Consider the following 22,270-nt stretch of genomic DNA (forward strand, 5'->3'; position numbering starts at 1 on the left):
AAATGTATATTTCTTCTGCAAGGATTTTGAAACTACACGTGCTTTATTTTCTTATTCCTTTTAAAGAAAGAAATAATTAACTTTGGGCGTGTTTTTTCTTCTTATTTTACCGTAAAATGGGAGAGTTATATAATCCTTGTATTTTAAGTTTAAATGTCTTAAATTAATAGACGCACCTAAAAAAAACTTCTTAAATTTGATACTTAATTTTATTTATGGTTAAAAATTTAATTAGATATTTTAAGAGTGTTTATTTTATTAAAGCATTTTTAGTTGCTTTAGCAATGGCAGTTCCTGTATTTATATCAATTTATTTCTTTGACAATTTTAATATAGGATTTAGCATTGCTTTAGGAGCCATCTTTTGTGCTCCGTCGGATGTGCCAGGAAGTTTAAAACATAAATTTTTTGGGATATTAATTTCCATAATTTTAACCTTTGTAGTAACGCTATTAATAGGTTCGTTTAGTAGTTATCTCGTTTTAGGCCCTTTGCTAGTTATTCTTGTTTTTTTAATTTCTTATATTTCTGTATTTGGCTTTAGAGCCTCTTTAATTTCATTTGCGGGTTTAATTTCATTGATTTTAGCGCTTGCACATCAGAGTGCAGAAATTTCGGTTTTAGAACATGCTTTGTTTATTGCTTTAGGAGGTGTTTGGTATTTGTCTTTGGTAATTTTAAGTGATGTAGCATTGCCAAAGGTTCAAATAGATTATTTGTTTGTGGAGTTACTTGAAAAAACTTCAAAATTTATAAAAATTAGAGGAAAATTATTGGTGGAGATTGATAATAGACCAAACCTTTTAGAGGAGAATTTTAAATTGCAAACAGAAATCAATGAGCTTCACGAAACGATAAGAGAAGTTGTTTTAGTAAAAAGATCAAAGACCGTTTTTAGTAACAGAACAAGACGACAACAATTAATTTTTTCTAAAATTATTGAGATATATGAATTGGCTATATCAAACACAATCGATTACGAGAAGTTTGATACATTATTTAAAGAGCACCATGAGAAAGTAGATGAGTTTAAATTATTGATTTTTGAGGTTTCTGATAGATTAAATCATATTTCTAAAGTAATATTAAAACAAGAGAAACTTACGTTTGAAAATAATTTTAATATTTTACTTAAAAAAATTGAGAATCATATAGAAATTTATAAAGTAAATGTTGGTTTGCCAGAAGCTAGGGAAGGAGTTATCTTTTTGTTAAACTATAAAGCGTATCAAGAAAAGCAAATAGGAAACTTAATGGATATTGTTAGGGTAATAGATAATTATTCTAAAAATGATAAGATTAGGCCTATAAAAGATGCAGAACAGTTTTTAACGCCTCAAGACTATGATTTTAAAAAGTTAAAAGCCAATTTTAGTTTTAAATCGCCCATATTTAGGCATTCATTAAGATTAACACTTACCATGTTAATTGGTTTTATCATTGGTTATGCTATAGAAATGCAGCAGCCTTATTGGATATTGTTAACTATAGTGGTTATTATGAGACCTAGTTATGGTTTAACTAAGGAAAGAACCAAGAGTAGAGTAGTAGGCACATTAATTGGTGCTGCGGTAGGAGTTGGAATTGTTTTTTTAACACAAAATGTAATAATATATGCTATAATTGCTGCATTATCTTTAATAATAGGTTTTTCTTTAGTAAAACAAAACTATAGAAATGGAGCAGCATTTATTACGTTGTATGTTATTTTTATATATGCTTTAATTAATCCGAATATATTAACGGTTATAAAGTTTAGAGTTATGGATACTTTAATAGGATCTGTTTTAGCGTATGTTGCAAATTACTTTTTTTGGCCAGCTTGGGAAGCTAAAAATATAAAAGAATTTCTATCAAAATCAATAGAAAGTTTTTCAGAATTTTTAAAGCAAATAGATGTTTTATATCACCAAAAAGGTGAAGTACCTACAGCATATAGTTTGGCTAGGAAAGAAGCTTTTTTACAAGTAGGAGATCTAAATGCAGCTTATCAAAGACTGGCGCAAGAACCAAAATCTAAGCAAGAAAATAGTGAACTATTTTATGAGTTAATGACCATTTTTAACACCTATTTGTCATCACTTTCTTCTTTAGGGATGTATATAAGAACCAATGAAACTGGTAAAGTGCCAAAACAATTTGAAATTTATATAAAACATATTTTATCAAATTTAGAAAAGGCAATAGAACTCTTAAATAATTCTGAATCTTCTATTTGTTTAAAAAGGGAAGAGTTGGCTGTTGCTGCAAAAAATTATGAGGACTATTTTCAAATATTAGCAAACCAAAGAGATAAAGAAATAGAAAAAGGATTGCCTATCACAAAAGAAATGAGATCTCAACTACATGAAACACAATTAGTATCTGAACAAGTTAGGTGGCTGTTAAGTCTTTCTGAAAGTTTGATAAAAAATATCAAGAAAATTTAGTTTTTTATCAACCTTGTTTTAAAATTTGAAAGTGATTTAATACACTTTTTCTCTTCTTCAAAATTAGCATAAGCAGCGCAAATGGTCATCACTTTTAGGGTTTCTTCCCTGTTTAATGTATTTCTATCTTAAAACCATTTTCAGGGCCATTTTAGATATAATAATCTCTATCGGATTGATTTTTAATAGAAAACATCACATAAATATGCATTTTAATTTCAAGAATTTAGGTAAATGAAGTATGATAAATACATCAACAAAAATTGTAAAAGAATTCTAATAAGAGCTATTTTTTTAGAACCAATTGCAGGTCTTTCTTTAGTAAGATCCCAAATATGAATGGGTAGGAATAGAATCATTAAAACAAAAATTCCCATAGCAGCATTTTTAACAGTAGATGGAAAAAATAACCCTAATCCTAATGCAAATTCAATAATTCCTGCAATATAATTTACCAATCGTTTCGGTAAAAAATCTGGAATAAAATGTTTGAAAGCATTCGGTTTTATAACATGCATAATTCCTGCGAAGCAGAATAAAACACTAAAAAATATTTTAAGAATTAGTATAAAAATTTCCATTCAATTTTGATTTTAATAGTTAGTTGTTAAATAAATGATACTTACATTGAGTGCTACTAATTTGTAACGAAACTTGTTTATTTTGTTAAGTAATGTTCATAATCTATTTTTTAATCTGATTAAAATTGAGCGTTATCAATTGTCTTTTTAATTTTCTATTACAAGAAATTAGTAACATTGAAGATATAGATTAGAATAGTTGGTTTTTTATATTTGATAGGTTATTTGATTTTATAAAGCTACAAAAATGAAATGACTATTTATTTAATTTGAAAATGAATATGATCATCATGTCTAACAGCTCCGCAACCATGAAACCTAATTTTAGAATGATTGAGATTTAACCTGTTTTTAAGATGAGGTTCTATAAAAATTTTACTAACCGCATCTTCTTTTAAGATTAGTAGAATAAGATTTTTGGTTGCTTTTTCTGAGATTTTTAAATTTGAATTGAAGCTTCCAAACGTAAAGTACTTGGTAAAATCATATTGCAAAAAACCTTTTTTCTTGCAAATATTGGTTTGATTGATTTCATTGTTTTGAGGTGCTACAAAGATTCCGTAGCCACTATTAGAAGGTTTGTTATTTGTTTTTACACCTTTTTCGGTTTGATAAATAAAAGAAATATCAATCTTTTTACCATCATTATGACTTAAATGAGGAAGTAAAGGAAAACCATTAAAAAAAGGAAAGTTTGCATCTAAATATATAACTTTTAAAGAAGGCGATTCTTTCTTTATTTTTAAAGAAACAGCTGTTAACACTTCTTGTAATTTAGGCGTAACATAATTTCTATTAAAGAGTTTGGTTATAAAGTTATGTGCCTCTAAATTTTTATTGTTTTCAATTTTAACGCGTCCAAATAATGGAGCCATTTTTGGAACAATTAAAAAGGATGTTATTAAATATAAAGTGATGAAAAAGAATGTCCTTTTTAATCTATATTTTAACACTTTATTAGAAATTAATAAAAATGTAATAACATATAATATGCCACCAATTTGAGTTGTTACAGTTAAAAATAAGAAAATTAATAAATGTAGAATTCCTTTAAATAAATAGTTAATTCTCATTCAGAATTTTACTTGCTTCAGAAAGTATGCTTCTATGTTTTCTTGCATTTACGTTTGTCATCGCAGTTATTTCTGCAATAACTTCAGTTAAAACTTCTTTGGCTGCATCTTTTTTGTGATGTCTAATTAAGAATTTAGAAAGTTCAAGTCTTTCATTATAATGAGAATATCTGATGTCAATTTTTCTTAATTGAATTTCCGCCTTTTCTAATGCTCCTTTTTGTTCTAAAGCTAAACCATAAAAAAAGATGGTTTCTTTAAAGTCTTTTTGGAGGTCTATTTTTTGTGCATATTCAATTACTTTATCAAAATTTTGAGTGTTAAAATAACAAGTAATTAGTTTATTTAACGTGTACGGATCATCTTTAAAATTACTTTCTAGCGCTTTTTCATAAGTGTCAATAGCTTTTTTATACTCTTTGTTTTGTGCATAAGCATCTGCTAAATTAATCTTATTTTGAAATGTGTTAGAAAATTTTAGAGCTGTTTCTAAGTCTTTTATCTTTTTTGTAGGATTAATTATGGTAGTAATTTCTTCTGTTATATTAGTTACATCACTTTTATTAATTACCTGTGTTAAAAGGTAAATAATACAACCAATTAAAGGAATAAAGAATATTATAAAATACCAATACATATTGTTCCTATTCTTATAGGCATGGTATACGCAATAAATTTGAAGTCCAATTATTAAGTAGTAAAACATAAAATAAATTTAATAAAATGCTTGGTTTTTATAATTGATTTTAAAAATCAAACTTATAAGTCATTCCTCCTAATATTTGAAATCCCTGAGTGTCAAAGTTTGCAAAACGTTGGTATTCTGTGTTTAATATATTGTTTAATTTTAGAAATGCAGAAAACTTGTCGTTAAAATGATATCCTCCATTTAAGTTTACATCTGCAAAAGAATCTACAGTCTCTATACCACCTAAACTAGAAGGGTATTGGTTGTTATAGAGGGCATCTTTTCTTTCGCTTACATAGAAAATGTTGGCAGAAGCAAACCATTTAGTTGTTTTGTAATTAGCAGAAATACTTCCTTCTACAGAAGGCAAATTCCAAGCTTCTGAAGCATTTTTTAAAGTATAGTTGTTGTAGATTCCCTGAAGCCCAAATGATAAGTTTTTAGAATAATCATATTCTAATTCTGTAAATAAAGTATTTGTTTTTACATCATCATACAACACATCAAAAGAATTTCCGTACTCATATCCTTTTAAATTACTGCCATTATAAGTGTTATTACTTCCGTTAGATTTAGAAGTATTTCTTAAGAATAAAGGTTTGTCTTCTTCAGATTTAAAACTTGCTTTAATATTAAAACTTAAATCGTTGATAATTCTTCCTTTTAAACCCAAATAGATATTCGATTTTTCTAAAGTTTGAGTTATAAAAAGAGTAGGCGAAACGTAAGGGTTTTCTTCAGTGAAATTCTTGTATGTATTGGTATGTAAATCTCCAGAAAAACCACCATAGATATTTAAATATTCTTCTATTATTGGTCCTTCAACAAATACATCGGGTAATATAAAAAAGTTATTTGAGCTGTTTTCTGAATCAAAAGAAGCAATTAATTTTAAGCCTGGTTTTATAGAAAAACCTTCATATTCTATTTTATATTGAGGATTTATGTTGATGGTAGATGTTCCGTATTTTAAAGAATTAGAATTGCTGTAATCGTTTTTAAACTCCCCTTTTAAAAATTCGATGCTAGTAGCAATAGAAATATCATTTAAACTAGAAAGTAAAAAATCTAAAGGCAAATCTAATCTCGCATTAAATTTAGCTAATATTTCATTACTTTTATAACTATCTGTAAAATAGGCTGTTTTAATTTTTGCAGAATGAAGATAAGAGTCTTTAAAATTGAACGATCCAATTAATTCAAAATAATTGTTTATTAGTTCTTCATTAATAGAATTAGTCGTTAAATCTGTAAAATTAAGATCTGGTAAACCGTACCAATTATAAAGATTTCTTTCAGAATTTAAGGTTACTTTCCAATCGAAATAACGGTCTTGCTGCTTGTAGAAAGCGCCAATATCTAAGTTTGAAAAATTACTGTTAAGCACTGAGTTTTTAACATTGTCTAGAGATGTTAAATATTTTGCATTAAAACCAAACTCGTTTTCAAAGCGAGTACTATAATGTAAATTGGTTTCTAAATATGGTGTGTTGTAATTACCATATCCGGCTGCTAAATAATTTTGGTAAACTCTTTCTTTTATACCAACATTAATTCCTTTTACAACACCACTTTTAGGAATAAAAGTAGAGGCAACAGGAGCAGAAAAAATAGTGTATGCTAGTTTTTTCTTTTCATTGTTTTTAAGCAATTTTATTGTTGGGTTTTTATTAATCTTTTTAGCATCTGCAATTTTAGGGTTGTATTTTGTAACAATATTTACAACTTCTGTTTTTACGGTGTCTATAGCTTGTTCTTTTTTTTGAGCGTTTAAACTTAAAAAAGAAAAATAGAGTAGAAATAATGTGAAACCTTTTTTCATTATTTTTTATTGTTTTTAGTAGTGTTATCCTCTTTTATAGGAGTTACGGAATTATTAGTTTTGGCTTCGTTTTCTTTAATTATTTTTAATTCTTGTTTGGCTTCTTCAACAATGTCTTTAAATTGAGTAAAGTTTTTAATAATGTTTTCTAAAACAAAAGTAGCTTGATAAACATCTTTTAATCCATAATAATTTTTCCCCATTATAATATAGCTTTTTACGGCCCAATATTTATAAGAAGAATAGTTTGCTATTAAATTTTGAACAGTTTTATTAGAGTCTGCATATTCTTTTTGTTGATTTTTAAAGTATGCATTATAATACAATGCTTCTGCTTTTAATTCGCCAGAAGCCTTACTCTCTAATTCTGTATAATATTCTTCAGCAGTGTAAAAATCTTTGTTTATAAAAGAAGCACGAGCAATAATTATTTTTGCATCATTTTCTAGCTGGTCGTTTAATTTATCTTTAGCAAGAATTTTTTTAGCGTATGTTATTGCTTGTTCATAGGCTTTTGTTTCATAATACCCTTTCATTAAATTACTTTGGGCAAATAAAACATTTTCTGTTGTATAAGCTTCTAGTTCTAATCTGTCTAATATTTGGATTGCATTTTCAAACTCATTTTTTTCAAGAAATATTTGAGCTAATTTAGCCAGTGAATCTTCACTATATTCATTTTGTCCTTCTTCTAATACATTTTGATAATAAGGAATTGCTTTGTCAAATTGTTTTTCTTTAAATAAAATATCTGCCAAGTAATAATTTGCTTTTAGTTTGTGTATTCCTTCAGGAAAAGAAATTGTGTATTTAGAAATCGCTCTAATAATTTCATTACCATCTTTTGCTTCAAAATATTTTTTTTCTGCTACTGCAAAAGTGGTGTTGTCTAAATCGGAATTTGTAATGTTTATAAATTTTAAACCAGAAACCCAACTAACATAATCATTTAAATTGCCATTATCAATATAAATATTTCTGGCATTTGCAACAGCTTCAAAGGCATCTGGAGAATTAGGAAATTGACTGGTAGTTTTTTTGAATTTTTCTAAAGCTTTTTCATTCTCATTTTCACTATAATACAATAATCCTTGACGGACTAAAGCTTTTGGTAAAAAAACACTGTTTGGGTGTTTCTCAATTAACCTTTCATAGGCTAAATGTGCTTTTTTATTATCTTTTATTATAGTATATGTGTTTGCGAGCTGAAATAAGGCGTCATCTTTTAAATTAGAAATTTGGTATTCATTTACAACATTGGTAAGCGCTTTTATTTTAGCTTGGTTATCTTCAATAAAACCATAACTCATTCCTATTTGATATTGGGCGTAATCTGCATCTGCACCATAAGTTTTAACTACGTTAGCGTAGGTTGTAATTGCTTTTTTATAATTTCTAAGAGCAAAATAACTATCTCCTAAACGGATAAAAGCATCGTCTTTAATCTCTTTTTCTATAGATTCTTTTTTTATAAAATTTTCGAAAGATACAGTAGCATTTTCATAGTCTTTTAGTGTAAAATAGCTATAACCAATGTTGTAGTCTAGTAGTTTAAATTCGCCACCTTCTATTTTTAATTCCTTTTTTAACGCCGTAAATTTAGTGAGTGCTTCTTTTGTATTATCTAAACGATAAAGAGTTTCGGCTTCCCAATATTTAGATTTTTCATTAATAGATACGTCTGTTGCTTTTTTGCCTTCTACAAAGAAAGGTAACGCTTCTTTTAATTTTTGATCATTAAATAATTGAATACCTCTATATAGAGAAACTTCTGAAATTAAAGAATTATTTTTTATAGATTTTTTTTGACTTAAAAATGCTAAAGCCCCATTATAATCTTGTTGATGTAAGAATGAAGAAATAACTAAGTCATTAATTTCTTCGTATGCTTTAGATTTTGGATAAGCTTTTAAGTAATCTTGCAAAACTTCTGCAACGCTCTTAAAAGGATTACCTGCTTCATAACTTAATTTTGCATAATTTAAAGCGGCATCTTGTTTAATATTTGTATCAAAATCCATTTCAGAAGCTGTTTTAAAAGCATTTAGAGCTTCCGTTTTTTTATCTAAATTAAGGTAACACTCTCCTAAATGGTAATAGGCGTTTTGAGCAACAAAGTTATTCTCATCAATAATTTTATTAAAATTACTAATGGCATTTTCAAAATCGTTTTGTTTGTAATACGCAAATCCTAATTGATAATAATCTGTATTATTCCATTTTCCTTTTTTACCTGTATACCCTTTTAAATAAGGAATTGCTTCACTATATTGTTTTAAATTAAAATAGCTCTCACCAATTATTTTAGAAATTTCTGATCTATCTTTTTTCTTAAATGTATTCATTAGTTTTTTACCAACGGTAATACAACGTTCAAACTTACCGGCCTGAAAACTAATGTCTAATAAATAGTAAGAAATCTCTACGCGATAGGTTTCATTATCTGCAATTTCTTTAAACGTAGATTCTGCAATTTCATAATCTTCTAATTTGTAAGCAATGTATCCATAATAATATCTAGAATCATTACCATACTTAGCATCATTAATTAATGGAAGAAATTTTTCTTTAGCTAAAGTTAAATTTTTGGTTACTACATAAGCGTATCCCATTTTAAAATTTAGTTCTTTTCTATCTTCTTTAGAAAGTTGATCTGCATTCACTTTTTTGTACCATTTAAGAGCATAAGCAGCTTTTTTATTGGCAAAATAATAACTAGCAACTGTAAAAAAGGCCTTGTTTTTTTTACTGCTATTAGGATTTTCTTCAATAAAAGTTAGTACTTTTTTATCTGCTTCTGGTTGTTTTAATCGTACAGCACACATGGCATCATAATAGGCGGCATCTGCTTTTAAATTAGAACTTACGGTTGCGGTTTTGTTTATAGAAATAAAACTAGCTTGCGCGGCAGCATACGCTTTGTCATTAAATAACTTTATGGCATTATTATATTTTGTAAAAATATTTGTGTCTACAATTGTTTGTTGGCTAAAACCTGCAAAAGCAACTAAAAAAAAGAAACAAGTAATAAAACGTTTTTTTATAAAAATAAACTTCATATAATTATTTTTGATACTTAAAATGAATAACGAACATATTTTAATTTTGTTTGATGGAGGAAGAAATATTATGAAAATATTTTGAATCAAAAGTAAGAATTGTTTGTAATTCATAGTATAAAATCGTTCAAAACTTTTAAGTTTGTAGAAACAAGTTTTTTTATGGAAAAACCAGTCTTATTTTTAGAAAACGCAGATATATATCAAAGAGAAAATTTGGTGTTGTCTAAAGTTAATCTTTCGATACAAAAAGGAGAATTTTATTATTTAATTGGTAAAACAGGAAGTGGGAAAAGTAGCTTAATGAAAACGCTATATGGCGATTTAAAGCTGCAAAAAGGTGCTGGAAGTATTGTGGATTTCGATTTAAAATCGATTAAAGAAAAAGACATCCCTTTTTTAAGACGAAAAATAGGAATTGTTTTTCAGGACTTTAAATTGTTAAGTGATCGTAATGTTTTTGGTAATTTAGAGTTTGTATTAAAAGCGACTGGTTGGAAAGATAAAACTAAAATTAAGGAGAAAATTGATGCCGTATTAGATAAAGTAGGCATGAAAGCACATTCTTTTAAGAAAACGTATGAACTTTCTGGAGGAGAACAACAAAGAATAGCCATTGCTAGAGCGTTGTTAAATGATCCGGAATTAATTTTAGCAGATGAGCCTACAGGTAATTTAGACCCAAAAACTTCTTTAGAGGTAATGGAACTTTTAAATGACATTCATAAAAGTGGTAAAACCATTTTAATGGCAACGCATGATTACCAATTAATTGTAAAGTTTAAGCAAAAAACGTTAAAGTGTGAAGGTGGAGAGTTGTTTGAAGTAGCTCAAAAAGCCACTGTTTAGATTATAATCTTATAATATTGAAAAAAAAAAATAAAGTTTTTGTAGCTGTAACTAATGATATTTCAACAGATTATAGGGTGCATAAAATATGCAGTTATCTTATTAAATTAGGTTTCGATGTTGTTGTGTATGGTAGAGTTTTACCAAATACAATTACTGTAAAAAGAGCGTATACAATTATTAGAAAAAAACATTTTTTTAATAATAATTTTTTATTTTATGCAGAGTATAATATAAGACTTTTTTTTTATATCTTATTTAGAAAATTTAATTATATAGTATCTAATGATTTAGATACTTTACCTGCTTGTTTTTTTACTAGCAAGTTAAAAAATATTGATTTAGTTTATGATAGTCACGAGCTTTTTTCTGAAGGACCAGAATTACAAGGTAGAGCATTTGTGCAGAATTTTTGGAGAAAATTAGAAGATTTTTTTTTACCGAGAATAAAAAAATCTTATACCGTTAGTCAATCTATAGCCGATTTTTATGATAAAAAATATCAGAATAAAATGGGTGTTATTAAAAATGTTCCTTTAATGAATGCTTACTCTAATTTAAAAGAAGTAAAGTTTCCAACAGATAAAAGGACTATTCTGTACCAAGGAGTTTTAAATCCTGGTAGGGGAATTAAACCAATGATTAAGGCTTTAAAATATATAGATAACTTAGATTTAGTTATTATTGGTTATGGCAAAGTAGAACAAGAATTAAGAATGTTTGTTGCTAAAGAAAAAATGGATGAGAGAGTTCATTTTTTAGGTAGAATAGATAGAGGTAAGCTTATTAATTATACGAAGTTAGCAACTTTGGGTATGGTTTTAGAAGAGCCTTTAGGTTTAAGTTTTACGTATTCTTTACCAAATAAATTATTCGATTTTATTCATGCAGAAATTCCTATTATTGCGGGTAATATGCCAGAAATATCAAGAATTATAAATGAATATAAAGTTGGTGTTACAGTAGAAGATTATTCTCCAGAAAAAATAGCTAGCAAAATTAATGAAGTATTAAACGATGCCGCTTTATTAAGCTCTATAAAAAAACATCAACAAGAAACAAAAGAAATACTTTGTTGGGAGATAGAATCTAAAAAATTAGATAATTACTTTAAATAAATAGATATCAAACCGAAAATATCCATAATAATACCAGTTTTAAATAATCTTAAAGGATTAAAAAAAACGGTAAAAAGTATTCAAAATCAATCTTTAAATAATTTTGAAGTTTGGATTATTGATGGTGGCTCTAAAACTAAAACTCAAGAATATTTAAAAACATTAAGACCACCTTTTAACTATATTTCTGAGAAAGATAAAGGGATTTATAATGCTATGAACAAAGGTGTTCTTAGATCTAAAGGAAAATGGTTGTATTTTTTAGGAAGTGGAGATTTATTAGCTTCTAATTGGGTTATAGAAAATTTATCAAAAGAATTGGACCTTAAATTTGATTTAATAATTGGTGAAATTAGTTACTGTTTTAAAACAATTAGTAAAAATTTTAAATCGAAATGGTCTTCTATAATGTGGGTGAAAAATACGGTTCATCATCAATCTATATTTTATAATAAAACTATTTTTAACGAAAATTTATATAACACAAATTATAAAATTTTGTCTGATTATGATTTTAATTTAAGCTTATTTGCTAACAAAAGTAAAGTTAAAACCGTATCTACTGTTATTGCTTTATGTGAACCTTATGGTGTTTCTAAAAACTATAATTGGTCATTATATAAAGAAGAAATACTCTTAAAAACAAATAATTCTATTATTTTTTTAAAACCAATATTTTCAATTATTGCTTTACTTAAATTTTTAATTAGAAAAATTGCTGGTTAGAGGATATTTGTTTATTTAAAAAAGTCAAATTTTGTGTACTACCAATACTTTAAGAACAGTGTTTTTTTAACTTAAGCATCTTATTAAAACAATTTCGAATCCATTTTTTTGTAACGTACAGCAAACTTTATCAACACGTTTATCTGTTGATAAATCATTTGTAACAGTAACTATTATTTTTTTCAATGTTTAGCTTGTAATAAAAAACAAAAATATACTTTTAATTTTTTAATAGATTTTAAATTATAGTAAAAAAGAAAAGTAAAAGGCAAATTTGTATAATTGATATTCTACAAAATCTATAAATAAAAATTAAGAGATTTATATTAATTATTTTGGCAAGATCTTCTTAATGTCTTCACCTAGTATTTTTGTAAATATCTCAGCTCCTTTTTTATTTAAATGTTGCGAATTATAGAAATAGTCGGTAGAATATACAAGGAAATTAGTTGAATAATCAATAAATGGTACATCATATTTTTTAGAAATGCTGGTGTAGTATGAAATAATATCATCTTGATTTTTGATATACTTGTTGTATTTATAATAGGTAGGAGGGTAGATAAGTAAAATATTTATTTTATTCTTTTTACATTCAGCAATATAATTTTCAAATATTTTCATAGTTTCAGCATCCATTTTTATTACTGTCCCATTCTTATGGGTACTTGTAAATTTATCAAAAGAATCAGTCCATTTTATATCTTGTTCAAAATAGCCTTTATATCCAGTTGGTTTTCTTAATTCCAAACCAAAAAAACTAAAAAAGCCATCCATAATATTAAAAGGACTTCCAGTATATTTGAAAAATGGAATATTATAATCTAAAAATGAAATTCCTTTATATTTTTTAGCTACTTTTTTAACCATATCCATATCTAAATAGGGCGTGAATGCCATATTTCCGGATATTTTTTCATTTTTAAACATATCAAAATCACCTACTAATTGAATCACTGTTTTTGGTTTCTTGTTATATTTTAAATAAAGGTCATATTGCAATTTTTGATCAATAAAACCTGCTCCTGCTATTCCAAAGTTGTAAGAATTTACATTTAAAATAGAATCTATTAAGAAAGGTGATATTTGAAATAAGGCAATAGAACTTCCATTAATTATTAAATCAGAATTTAACTCACTATTGTATATTTTGGTTAAATTATTAAATGTATGAAAATGACTCTTTCTTAATCCTTTTGTAGCCGTATAGTCTAATAAATATAAAATGGAGATTATTATTAAGCAAAATAAAACCGTTTTCCCGATAAATTTTTTCATTTAATTTTTTGTTTAAAATTGAAAATAAATAAAATCTTGTTTTCCTCCCGCAAATATCATTATTGATATTATGATGATAATATAGATAGCCCAACGACTATATTTATTGCTGGTTTTTTCTAATTGAGATATAGCATATTCTTTTTCTCTACCAAACCATTCAATCAACATAAATATAATTATAAAAAAAATGATTGTAATAATTACACCTAGGTCGTGATGATTAAACTTTGGTATCGTAAAAAGGGAACTTGAAAAAATTTTGGAAAAATAGCTCCAAGATTGATTGATGTTGTCTGCTCTAAAAATTATCAAACTTAAAGTCCAAAGTAAAAAAGTTACATTAATTTTAAAAAAATCTTTTAATGATGGTATCCCATATTTATTCACTATTAATTTTTTCTTTTTAAAAATAGTACCTGTAAGAATTAAAGGGATAAAAAGTAAACCATGGTAAAGGCCATAAATAACAAATATCCAATTAGCTCCATGCCACAAACCAACTAACATAAAATTAATAATTATAGCTAGAATTATACCCCAATTACCAAAAGAACGAAACTTAAAATTTAATGGCATAAAAACATAATCTGTTAACCATGATGTTAAAGAGATATGCCAATTTCTCCAAAACTCTGCAATATTTCTTGAAAAATATGGATAATTAAAGTTTTTAGTAATTTGGAAACCTAGAATTTTACCAACTCCAATAGCCATATGTGAGTACCCAGAAAAGTCTGTGTATATTTGATAACTATATAGAATTGCCATAAACAATAACATACTTCCTGATTGGTTAGGGATATCGCCCCAAACTCCATTAATATATACGGCCAAGTTATCTGCTATGACTACTTTTTGAAACAGACCCCAAAGTATTTGACGACAACCATCTACAACAAGGTTGTAATTAAACGTTCGTTTACCTACAAGTTGAGGAATAAAATTATTAGGTCTGTCTATTGGGCCAGACAAAATTGTAGGAAAAAAGGCTACATAAGTTGCAAAGATTACAAAATCTTTGGTTGGTTCAATTTGTCCTCTATGTACCTCAATAATATAACTAATAAGCTTAAAAGTGAAGAAGCTTATACCGAGAGGCATAATAATGTTGAAAGTTCCAATGTTTGATTTTAAACCGATAACGCTTAAAACAGACGAAAATGAATCAATAAAAAAATTGAAATACTTGAAATAAAATAAAAGTCCAACACATAATACTATCCCTAAAGTTGCTAATCTTGAAGACTTCTTTTCATTTTCTTCTGAGGTATATATTGCAATACCCAAAAAATAAATAAGTATGGTTGCAATTAAGAGGATTGGAATAATTTTCCAATTTACATATCCATAAAAGAAATAACTTGCTAGAAGTAGTAACCAATTTTGGTATTTGGTGCTCTCTTTAAAAACAAAATAATATATAAAAAATACAGCAACAAAAAATATTATAAAAGTGAGAGAATTAAATATCATACCCTAATTATTCTGTTTTTAGTACTAGAAGATCTATCATATCTCCAACATTCTTCATTTTGTTTAAGTCTCTTAATTTAAACTTAATATTAAAAGTATTCTCCACTTCAACAATTAGTAACATGTGGCTTAAAGAATCCCAATTATCAACATCATTTGCCGTCATTGTCATATTAATTTCTAATTTGTCATCTTCAAAAACTTTTTTGAAGATAGCTTCAACTTCTTGTGTTATTTTATTCTTATTCATTATTTATTTTTCTTTAATTAGTAATAGCAACAATGTAGAGGGATTCTAGATTTTATTTTGTTTAAAATTAAGTGTATTGTTGAATCCTCATTTAACTCTTTGTAATGCTTATTCCTTATACAGAGAACAGCTTCGTGTCTTTTAAGAAGTTTCCATCTGTATAATCTAGTATCATTTTTAAATACTAATACACTGAAATTTATAGTGTAAGTTCATAATATTCATTATTTTATTAATAATTTTAATTTAAGTCTATCAATTTTTCCATTCGAGTTTAATGGAAATTGATTCAAAAAATATAGTTTCGAAGGGAGCATATAAGGAGGCAATTTAGTTGACAAATAATTTTTTACATCATCACTAGACATTTCTGTACTTTCTATAAACAATGCAAGTTCTGTATTGCCCATTTTATTAGTAAAGGATGCTGCTACTGCATTTACTCCGTTAAAATAATCTCTAACCTTATATTCTATTTCTCCAAGTTCTATTCTATATCCTTGTATTTTTACTTGGTGATCAATTCTTCCATATAATAAAATATCTCCATCATGATCAAAATAACAAGAATCTCCAGTTCTATAAAACCTTAATTCCTTATCACTGTTTTTTATTTTTATAAATGAATCTTTATTCTTTTCATCATTTTTCCAGTAACCCGGTGTAATTTGTTTTCCGGCTATACATAATTCGCCTTTTATTCCAGGCTTTTTCGTAATATCACCATCAACAAGAATTACAGCCTCTAAACCTTTCATGACTTTACCAATAGAATACATTCCGTTTAAAGTTTTATTGCTAGCATCCTTAAGAATCTCATAATACGTACTATATATAGTAGCTTCCGTTGGTCCATAAAAATTAAATAATTGTGCATTTGGCACACATAGTTTCCATTCATCTACTAATTCTACTGGGGAAGCTTCTGCCGTAAGAATATTATATCTCATACTAGGTATTTCAATTTCATCAAAATAAGGTCTAAGATATCTTAACATAGAAGGAGCCATAGCACCAAATGTAATTTTATGATCTTCTAATAGTCCGTATACATAGCTGAATTTTATTTGATCATGGGGTATGGTATATGTACAAGCTCCTTTAGTTAGTGGAACTAAGAAAGACTGTACAGAAACATCAAATGTTAAATCAAAAGCTTGTAAACATCTATCTTTTTCGGTAATATCAAATCCTATTTCAAAAAAAGATTTCATAAAAGCACCTACATTTTCTCGGGTAATAGAAACACCTTTAGGTTTCCCGGTACTTCCAGAGGTAAATAAGATATATGCTAATTCACTATCTCCTATTTTATTTATTTCTAAATTATATTTAATAAATACTAAACCGGTTGTGTTTATTTTCCGAAACCCTTCATATTTGCTATCCGATGAAGAGTCTAATATGAAGCTTATTTCTGCTTGACTAATTATTTCGAGATTCCTTTCAATTGGTTGATTAGGATGAAGAGGCACATATGCCAAACCCTCTAACCAAACTGCAAATATTGAGGCATACGTTTCTAAATCGTCATTTACAACGATACCTATATTTTTAGAAACAATTTTTTGTTTTTGTAAACTATCTCTAATTTTAGAAATTGTTTTAGCAAAGTATTCATATGTAAAAAACACTTCATTTATACAGAATGCATTTAAATCTTTATGAATCTGACTAATGAATGGCTCTATTACATAGTCATTAAAAATCATTTGCACCAGATCTTCTTTGTCTTTTTGCATATATTTTGTTTTCTATTAGGTGTAGCATTTTCTGTTAAGTTTGCTTTAAAATAGTTTAACTTATTGCGTTAGGTTACTGAATGAAGGGGGAGTTTTTTAATAGGGGGATATATTATCTTATTAAGGAGGTCGTAATTTTGTCAGTTAGGGATTTCTGAATAAAATTCAAAATTTCGCAAAAATACAAGAACCTTTAGATAAATCAAATCTAGTAAATTTTTTAATACTATGTTAATTTTACCTTTTTTTTTATATAAAAAAAAGGTGCGTTTATACAATTTTTATATCTGAGTTAAAAGTATCTTTAATTTTTATTCGTTTTTGAATATAGTGCTATAGAAGGATTTGTGAATAAGAATTTATTAAATTTATATTGATGAAGTATTCCTATTGCTAAGTACTTTATAAACAATTAAAGACTGAAATACATTTGTTAAACTGTATTAATAATTTACTGGGAGGTTTATTATTTTATTTATAAAATATTCTAAATAAGAGTATAAATTATAAGTTTAGATTTAGATCATAAAAAATAAAACCCGTAAATCATTGATTTACAGGTTTTTAAGTGGAGACGCCGAGAATCGAACTCGGGTCCAAACAAGCAGCCAAAAAGCTTTCTACATACTTAGTTCTTTCTTGGTTTTCGACCAAAAGCTGATTAAGAACAATCTGCTTTTAGCTTATCTTCTTTAGTTTCAGAAATTTGCCGAAGCTTCAAATTTCCTATATTTACTTTTACGATATCCAAAAGTGAAACGCCGTAAATCAGGGCTTTCCGTGGACATAAAGCTTGCACACCTAGTGTGCCGAGGCCAATCCTACTATAGTTCGGATTAAGCAGCTAAAGCGTAGTTATCTTCGCCGTTTAAAAAGTTGAAATTAGGTTTTACGAGTGTTATTTCATAACTCGGTATGCTTACAAATTCACTGTCCTCGCTGTCAAAACCAGTCGTCCCCGTTTTAATAGTTTGGGCGTTACCACGTAAAAAAACGTGGTCAGGCTTTCCGTTATATCTTTTTTAATTGAAAAAATTAAAAAAGGATGTCACTTCAATCCTTAACGCGGTCTGCAAAAGTATAAAAAATACTGTTGCTTATCATCATAAATTCTAATATCTTCGAGCAAATATTATACCAATCCTGCTAAACTAGTTTTAGTAGGCCTAAAAACCTTAATATTATGAAGTTTGGCATTATCAAAGAACGTAAAAATCCACCAGATAGAAGAGTTGTTTTTTCACCAGAAAAGCTACAAGAGTTTAAAGAAAAGTATCCAGAAGCCTCGATTAAGGTGGAGTCTTCAGATATAAGAGTATTCTCGGATGCAGCTTATAAAGCAGCAGGATTAGAAGTTACTGAAAATGTGTCAGATTGCGATGTTTTGTTTGGCGTAAAAGAAGTGCCAATTAATGCATTAATCAATAATAAAAAATACTTTTTCTTTAGTCATACCATTAAGAAACAGCCTTATAATAGAGAGTTGTTATTGGCTATTTTAGAAAAAAATATAGAATTATACGATCATGAAACCATCGTAAAAGAAAACGGATTGCGCTTAATCGGTTTTGGGCGTTATGCCGGTATTGTTGGTGCTTACAATGGTTTTAGAGCTATTGGTTTAACAAACGAAACTTTTAATTTACCAAAAGCAGAACATTTAGACAGTCAGCAAGAATTGATAGCCGAACTAAAGAAAATAAAGTTACCCAATCTTAAAATACTTCTAACAGGAAACGGAAAAGTTGCCTACGGAGCAAAAGAAATGTTAGATGCCATGAGTATTAAAGAAGTTTCTGTAAATGATTATTTAAATAATTCGTTTAACGAGCCTGTATATTGTTTGGCAGATGTGTTAGATTATAACAAACGCAAAGACGGACAAACACTAGATAATTTCGATTTTTATGATCATCCAGAAAAGTATGAGTCAGATTTTATGCGTTTTGCAAAAGTATCCGATTTCTTTATTGCGGGACATTTTTATGGCAATGGAGCACCTTATTTATTTACCAGAGAAGATGCAAAATCAGCAGATTTCAATATAAAATATGTAGCAGATATTTCTTGTGATGTAGACGGTCCTGTGGCATCAACATTAAAAGCATCTACCATTGCAGACCCTATTTATGGGTACAATCCTCAAACGGAAGCTGAGGTAGATTATAAAGACAAAGATGTAATTGTGGTAATGGCAGTAGATAATTTACCTTGTGAGTTGCCAAAAGATGCAAGTGAAGGTTTTGGAGAAATGTTTTTAGAAAATGTAATTCCTGCTTTTTTTAATGATGACAAAGACGGCGTTTTACAACGTGCAAAAATGACAGAAAATGGAAAACTAACAGAACGTTTTTCTTATTTACAAGATTATGTTGATGGGGTAGAATAGGGGGTAAGTTTAACGTTTCAAGACTTCAAGTTTCTGGTTTCAAGTGTTTCCTAGAGCGCAGTCTAGAGGTTTAATTCAATTACAAAATAATGTTACAAGACAGACAGTTTCTAATAGATTTAGCAAAAATGAAAATGCCTTTTGGTAAATATCAAGGCAGATATTTAATTAATTTACCAGAACATTATATTGTTTGGTACAAAAACAAAGGGTTTCCTAACGGTAAATTAGGGAAACAAATGGAGTTGGTTTATGAACTTCAATTAAATGGTTTAGAAGATATTATTAGAAAAATTCAACAAGATTTTACTTAATAAATGATTATATTTGGTAGGAAACTGTCTCACTTCTACAGTTTCCTTCAAAAAAGTGGATATTCAACAATTATTAAATAACGAGATATTTACAAAAACCACTTCCATATTATTTCTTTTTGTAATTATTTACGCGTTGGTGAAAATTTCACAAAAAGCAACTTTTAAAATTGCAAAAGACAACAGTGCTAAATACAAGTTTAAAAAGCTCATAAATTTTATTGGGTATCTCTTTTTTGTTTTCGGAATTTTATACATTTTTAATGCAAAACTTTCAGGTTTAGGTACAGCGTTAGGTGTTGCAGGTGCTGGTATTGCGTTTGCATTACAAGAAGTAATTGTAAGTATTGCAGGTTATGTAACCGTTTTTTCTAGTAATTTTTATAAAGTTGGAGATCGTGTTAAATTAGGTGGTACAAAAGGAGATGTTATAGATATTGGTCTGCTAAGAACTACTTTAATGGAAATAGGAGACTGGGTAAATGGCGATTTATATAACGGAAAAATGGTAAGAGTTGCCAATAGTTTTGTTTTTAAAGAACCTGTTTATAATTACTCGGGCGATTTTCCTTTTCTGTGGGATGAAATTACGATTCCGATAAAAACAAATGGCGATTATAAATTTGCGAAAGATACTTTTACTAGAATTTTAGAAGAGGAAGTAGGAGATTTTGCAAAAACGTCTCAAGTGGCTTGGAATAAAATGATAGGAACTTATAGCATAGAAAATGCCAGTGTAACACCTATGGTTTCTATGTCTTTTGATGAAAACTGGATTACTTTCACCTTGCGTTATGCGGTAGATTACAAATCTAGAAGAGGTACAAAATCTGTACTATTTGATAAAATTTTATCAGCAATTAAGGAATCTAAAGGTAGAGTGGAAGTAGCCTCTGCGGCTATTGAAATAACAGCTTTTCCAAAGAAATAAATTATAAGTTAAGCATAAATATTGCTGATGTAAAAATTAGGGTTAACTTTTAGATTATTAAAATTCAATTTTAGATTCAAACGGAAGTGACCATTTTGAAGCTCTCCCAATAGCCGGAGCAAGCGTAGCAAATACTTCTGTTTTTTTAGAGAAGTGAGAGCTCCTATTTGTTAATTTACCAAGTTTTAAACTCATCGGTACTTCAAATAATTCTTTTTTAGACCTAGCAGTTATCATCTTTATTTCTTTTCCTAGGTATTCATCTTTTCTATCTTTAGATATTGGTACTACTTTGCTTTCATCCCAATTAGAAATAATAAGAGGAGCGTCTAATTCTCCATGAACTTCATAAGCAAATAAATGTAAACAATACTCCATTTTTAGTTGCAAGTCTATATCATGGAATTCAATATCTATAAGCACTGTAAAATCATTATTGTCATCATTAACAACAATTACTTCTGGTATAGAAACTAGTTTTACGGATAAAATTTTTGCCATTGTAAAATTTTTAATAGAGTTATAATAATTCTCAGTTATTCTTTGGTTAAAATGAGTTTGTTCTATTCCTTTTAAATTTAACAGACATTAAAACACCTACTAAAATACCAATAGAAAAACTACCTATAATCACCAACACTCTAGATATTGAAACCTTCCAAAATAAAAAGTTCACATCGGTTGTTGCTGCATTCTGCAAAGAGAAAACAACGATTAAAACAATAAAAAGGAACGAAATAATATTTTTTAACTTCATAAGATTAATGTATTTGACTCATATATACAACACATTAAAATGGAAAAAGTCACTTTTTGCTACAGTTTATAAGTGAGGTAATTAGCTGTAAAAATGAGAAATAAAAGTGTATCTTAATATCCTTAAAATTTGCCAATGGGATATCGCTTTTTTTTTACTTAAAAAGTGACTTTTTAAAATTCTTAGTGTTCTAACTATAAAGACAAACTTAGATGAATGTAGCGTCGTATAAAAAATTATCCGATGATGAAATTATTAAAATCATATGTGATTCTAATAACTCTCTAGTTTTTGGTGTTTTGTATGATCGGTATTCTCAAATTGTTTACAATAAGTGCTTGGGATTTACTAAAGATAAAGATGATGCTAAAGATTTAACGCAAGAAGTTTTTATAAAACTTTTTTTCAAACTAAAAGACTATCAGTCTCAATCTAAGTTTAAAGCTTGGTTGTATGTGTTTGTCTATAATATTTGTATAAACTATGTTAATAGAGATAAGCATCATAATCAATTAAAATCTAAAGCACCTGTTTACGAATTAGAATCTCTAGCAGTAGAAGAGGTAAGTGATTCTGTTGTTTTTGAATTAAAAGTAGAAGCGTTAGATAAATTGTTAATGCAAATAAGTCCAGAAGATAAAACGATATTATTATTAAAATACCAAGATGAGCTTACGGTTAGTGAGCTTTCTAAGGTATACGGTATTGGTGAAAGTGCTATTAAAATGAGGATAAAAAGAGCAAAAGAAAAGTTAGTGAAATTAAAGAATTTAAACGACTGATATAAA

Annotated in this window: 19 protein-coding genes and 1 other RNA gene; 8 read left to right on the forward strand and 12 right to left on the reverse strand. The window is 27.6% G+C overall.

Annotated elements, in window-relative coordinates:
* The first annotated feature begins 215 nt into the window (after positions 1-215).
* The gene (locus tag MPF19_RS09455) at positions 216-2,429 is read left to right on the forward strand and encodes an FUSC family protein (protein ID WP_249987983.1); all 2,214 of its coding nucleotides are present in this window, start codon (positions 216-218) and stop codon (positions 2,427-2,429) included.
* Positions 2,430-2,647: 218 nt separating this feature from the next.
* Here MPF19_RS09455 and MPF19_RS09460 read toward each other — a convergent pair whose 3' ends face one another.
* The 5 genes from MPF19_RS09460 to MPF19_RS09480 all read right to left on the reverse strand — a co-directional run bounded on the left by MPF19_RS09460 (position 2,648) and on the right by MPF19_RS09480 (position 9,652).
* On the reverse strand, positions 2,648-3,010 hold the full coding sequence (locus MPF19_RS09460; RefSeq protein ID WP_249987985.1) for a DoxX family protein: 363 nt from the start codon (positions 3,008-3,010) through the stop codon (positions 2,648-2,650).
* Positions 3,011-3,270: 260 nt separating this feature from the next.
* Entirely contained in the window at positions 3,271-4,083 is an 813-nt protein-coding gene (locus tag MPF19_RS09465; RefSeq protein ID WP_249987987.1) for a hypothetical protein, read from the reverse strand.
* Positions 4,073-4,720: a tetratricopeptide repeat protein gene (locus MPF19_RS09470; protein WP_203391984.1), complete on the reverse strand. Its 648-nt coding sequence runs from the start codon at positions 4,718-4,720 to the stop codon at positions 4,073-4,075. The genes MPF19_RS09465 and MPF19_RS09470 overlap by 11 nt, the downstream gene beginning before the upstream one ends.
* Before the next feature lie 109 nt (positions 4,721-4,829).
* On the reverse strand, positions 4,830-6,593 hold the full coding sequence (locus MPF19_RS09475) for a TonB-dependent receptor (protein WP_249987989.1): 1,764 nt from the start codon (positions 6,591-6,593) through the stop codon (positions 4,830-4,832).
* The gene (locus MPF19_RS09480; RefSeq protein ID WP_249987991.1) at positions 6,593-9,652 is read right to left on the reverse strand and encodes a tetratricopeptide repeat protein; all 3,060 of its coding nucleotides are present in this window, start codon (positions 9,650-9,652) and stop codon (positions 6,593-6,595) included. Before MPF19_RS09480 ends, MPF19_RS09475 begins: the two co-directional genes overlap by 1 nt.
* Before the next feature lie 162 nt (positions 9,653-9,814).
* On the opposite strand from MPF19_RS09480, the gene MPF19_RS09485 reads away from it, so the two are divergent.
* The 3 genes from MPF19_RS09485 to MPF19_RS09495 are packed head-to-tail and all read left to right on the forward strand — an operon-like array spanning position 9,815 to position 12,345.
* The gene (locus tag MPF19_RS09485; protein WP_203391987.1) at positions 9,815-10,501 is read left to right on the forward strand and encodes a cell division ATP-binding protein FtsE; all 687 of its coding nucleotides are present in this window, start codon (positions 9,815-9,817) and stop codon (positions 10,499-10,501) included.
* 17 nt (positions 10,502-10,518) lie between these two features.
* Positions 10,519-11,619 (forward strand): glycosyltransferase, encoded by a 1,101-nt coding sequence (locus tag MPF19_RS09490; protein WP_249987992.1) that lies wholly within the window; start codon positions 10,519-10,521, stop codon positions 11,617-11,619.
* Between the two features lie 30 nt (positions 11,620-11,649).
* Entirely contained in the window at positions 11,650-12,345 is a 696-nt protein-coding gene (locus MPF19_RS09495; protein WP_302850209.1) for a glycosyltransferase, read from the forward strand.
* Positions 12,346-12,675: 330 nt separating this feature from the next.
* Here MPF19_RS09495 and MPF19_RS09500 read toward each other — a convergent pair whose 3' ends face one another.
* From MPF19_RS09500 to ssrA, 5 genes are all read right to left on the reverse strand, one after another.
* Entirely contained in the window at positions 12,676-13,623 is a 948-nt protein-coding gene (locus MPF19_RS09500; RefSeq protein ID WP_249987994.1) for an SGNH/GDSL hydrolase family protein, read from the reverse strand.
* 12 nt (positions 13,624-13,635) lie between these two features.
* A complete protein-coding gene (locus MPF19_RS09505) occupies positions 13,636-14,727 on the reverse strand; it encodes an MBOAT family O-acyltransferase (protein WP_249987996.1) in 1,092 nt (363 codons plus the stop codon).
* Between the two features lie 379 nt (positions 14,728-15,106).
* On the reverse strand, positions 15,107-15,349 hold the full coding sequence (locus MPF19_RS09510) for an acyl carrier protein (RefSeq protein WP_249987998.1): 243 nt from the start codon (positions 15,347-15,349) through the stop codon (positions 15,107-15,109).
* 224 nt (positions 15,350-15,573) lie between these two features.
* Entirely contained in the window at positions 15,574-17,091 is a 1,518-nt protein-coding gene (locus tag MPF19_RS09515) for an amino acid adenylation domain-containing protein (protein WP_249988000.1), read from the reverse strand.
* A gap of 566 nt (positions 17,092-17,657) precedes the next feature.
* Positions 17,658-18,051: a transfer-messenger RNA gene (gene ssrA / locus MPF19_RS09520) on the reverse strand.
* 223 nt (positions 18,052-18,274) lie between these two features.
* Between ssrA and MPF19_RS09525 the strand changes: the two genes are divergently transcribed.
* From MPF19_RS09525 to MPF19_RS09535, 3 genes are all read left to right on the forward strand, one after another.
* Positions 18,275-19,480 carry an NAD(P)-dependent oxidoreductase gene (locus MPF19_RS09525; protein ID WP_249988002.1) on the forward strand — a complete coding sequence of 402 codons (1,206 nt, stop codon included), beginning with the start codon at positions 18,275-18,277 and terminating at the stop codon, positions 19,478-19,480.
* Positions 19,481-19,569: 89 nt separating this feature from the next.
* Positions 19,570-19,794: a DUF3820 family protein gene (locus tag MPF19_RS09530; RefSeq protein WP_203391994.1), complete on the forward strand. Its 225-nt coding sequence runs from the start codon at positions 19,570-19,572 to the stop codon at positions 19,792-19,794.
* Between the two features lie 55 nt (positions 19,795-19,849).
* Positions 19,850-20,725 carry a mechanosensitive ion channel family protein gene (locus tag MPF19_RS09535; RefSeq protein ID WP_249988004.1) on the forward strand — a complete coding sequence of 292 codons (876 nt, stop codon included), beginning with the start codon at positions 19,850-19,852 and terminating at the stop codon, positions 20,723-20,725.
* Positions 20,726-20,782: 57 nt separating this feature from the next.
* Here MPF19_RS09535 and MPF19_RS09540 read toward each other — a convergent pair whose 3' ends face one another.
* Both MPF19_RS09540 and MPF19_RS09545 read right to left on the reverse strand, forming a co-directional pair.
* Entirely contained in the window at positions 20,783-21,226 is a 444-nt protein-coding gene (locus tag MPF19_RS09540; RefSeq protein WP_203391996.1) for a hypothetical protein, read from the reverse strand.
* Between the two features lie 46 nt (positions 21,227-21,272).
* Entirely contained in the window at positions 21,273-21,482 is a 210-nt protein-coding gene (locus MPF19_RS09545) for a lipopolysaccharide assembly protein LapA domain-containing protein (RefSeq protein ID WP_203391997.1), read from the reverse strand.
* Between the two features lie 212 nt (positions 21,483-21,694).
* Here MPF19_RS09545 and MPF19_RS09550 point away from each other — a divergent pair, with 212 nt between their 5' ends.
* A complete protein-coding gene (locus MPF19_RS09550; RefSeq protein WP_249988006.1) occupies positions 21,695-22,264 on the forward strand; it encodes an RNA polymerase sigma factor in 570 nt (189 codons plus the stop codon).
* Positions 22,265-22,270: the final 6 nt, after the last annotated feature.

Source organism: Polaribacter sp. Z014, from assembly GCF_023555435.1.
In the GTDB taxonomy this organism is placed as follows: domain Bacteria; phylum Bacteroidota; class Bacteroidia; order Flavobacteriales; family Flavobacteriaceae; genus Polaribacter.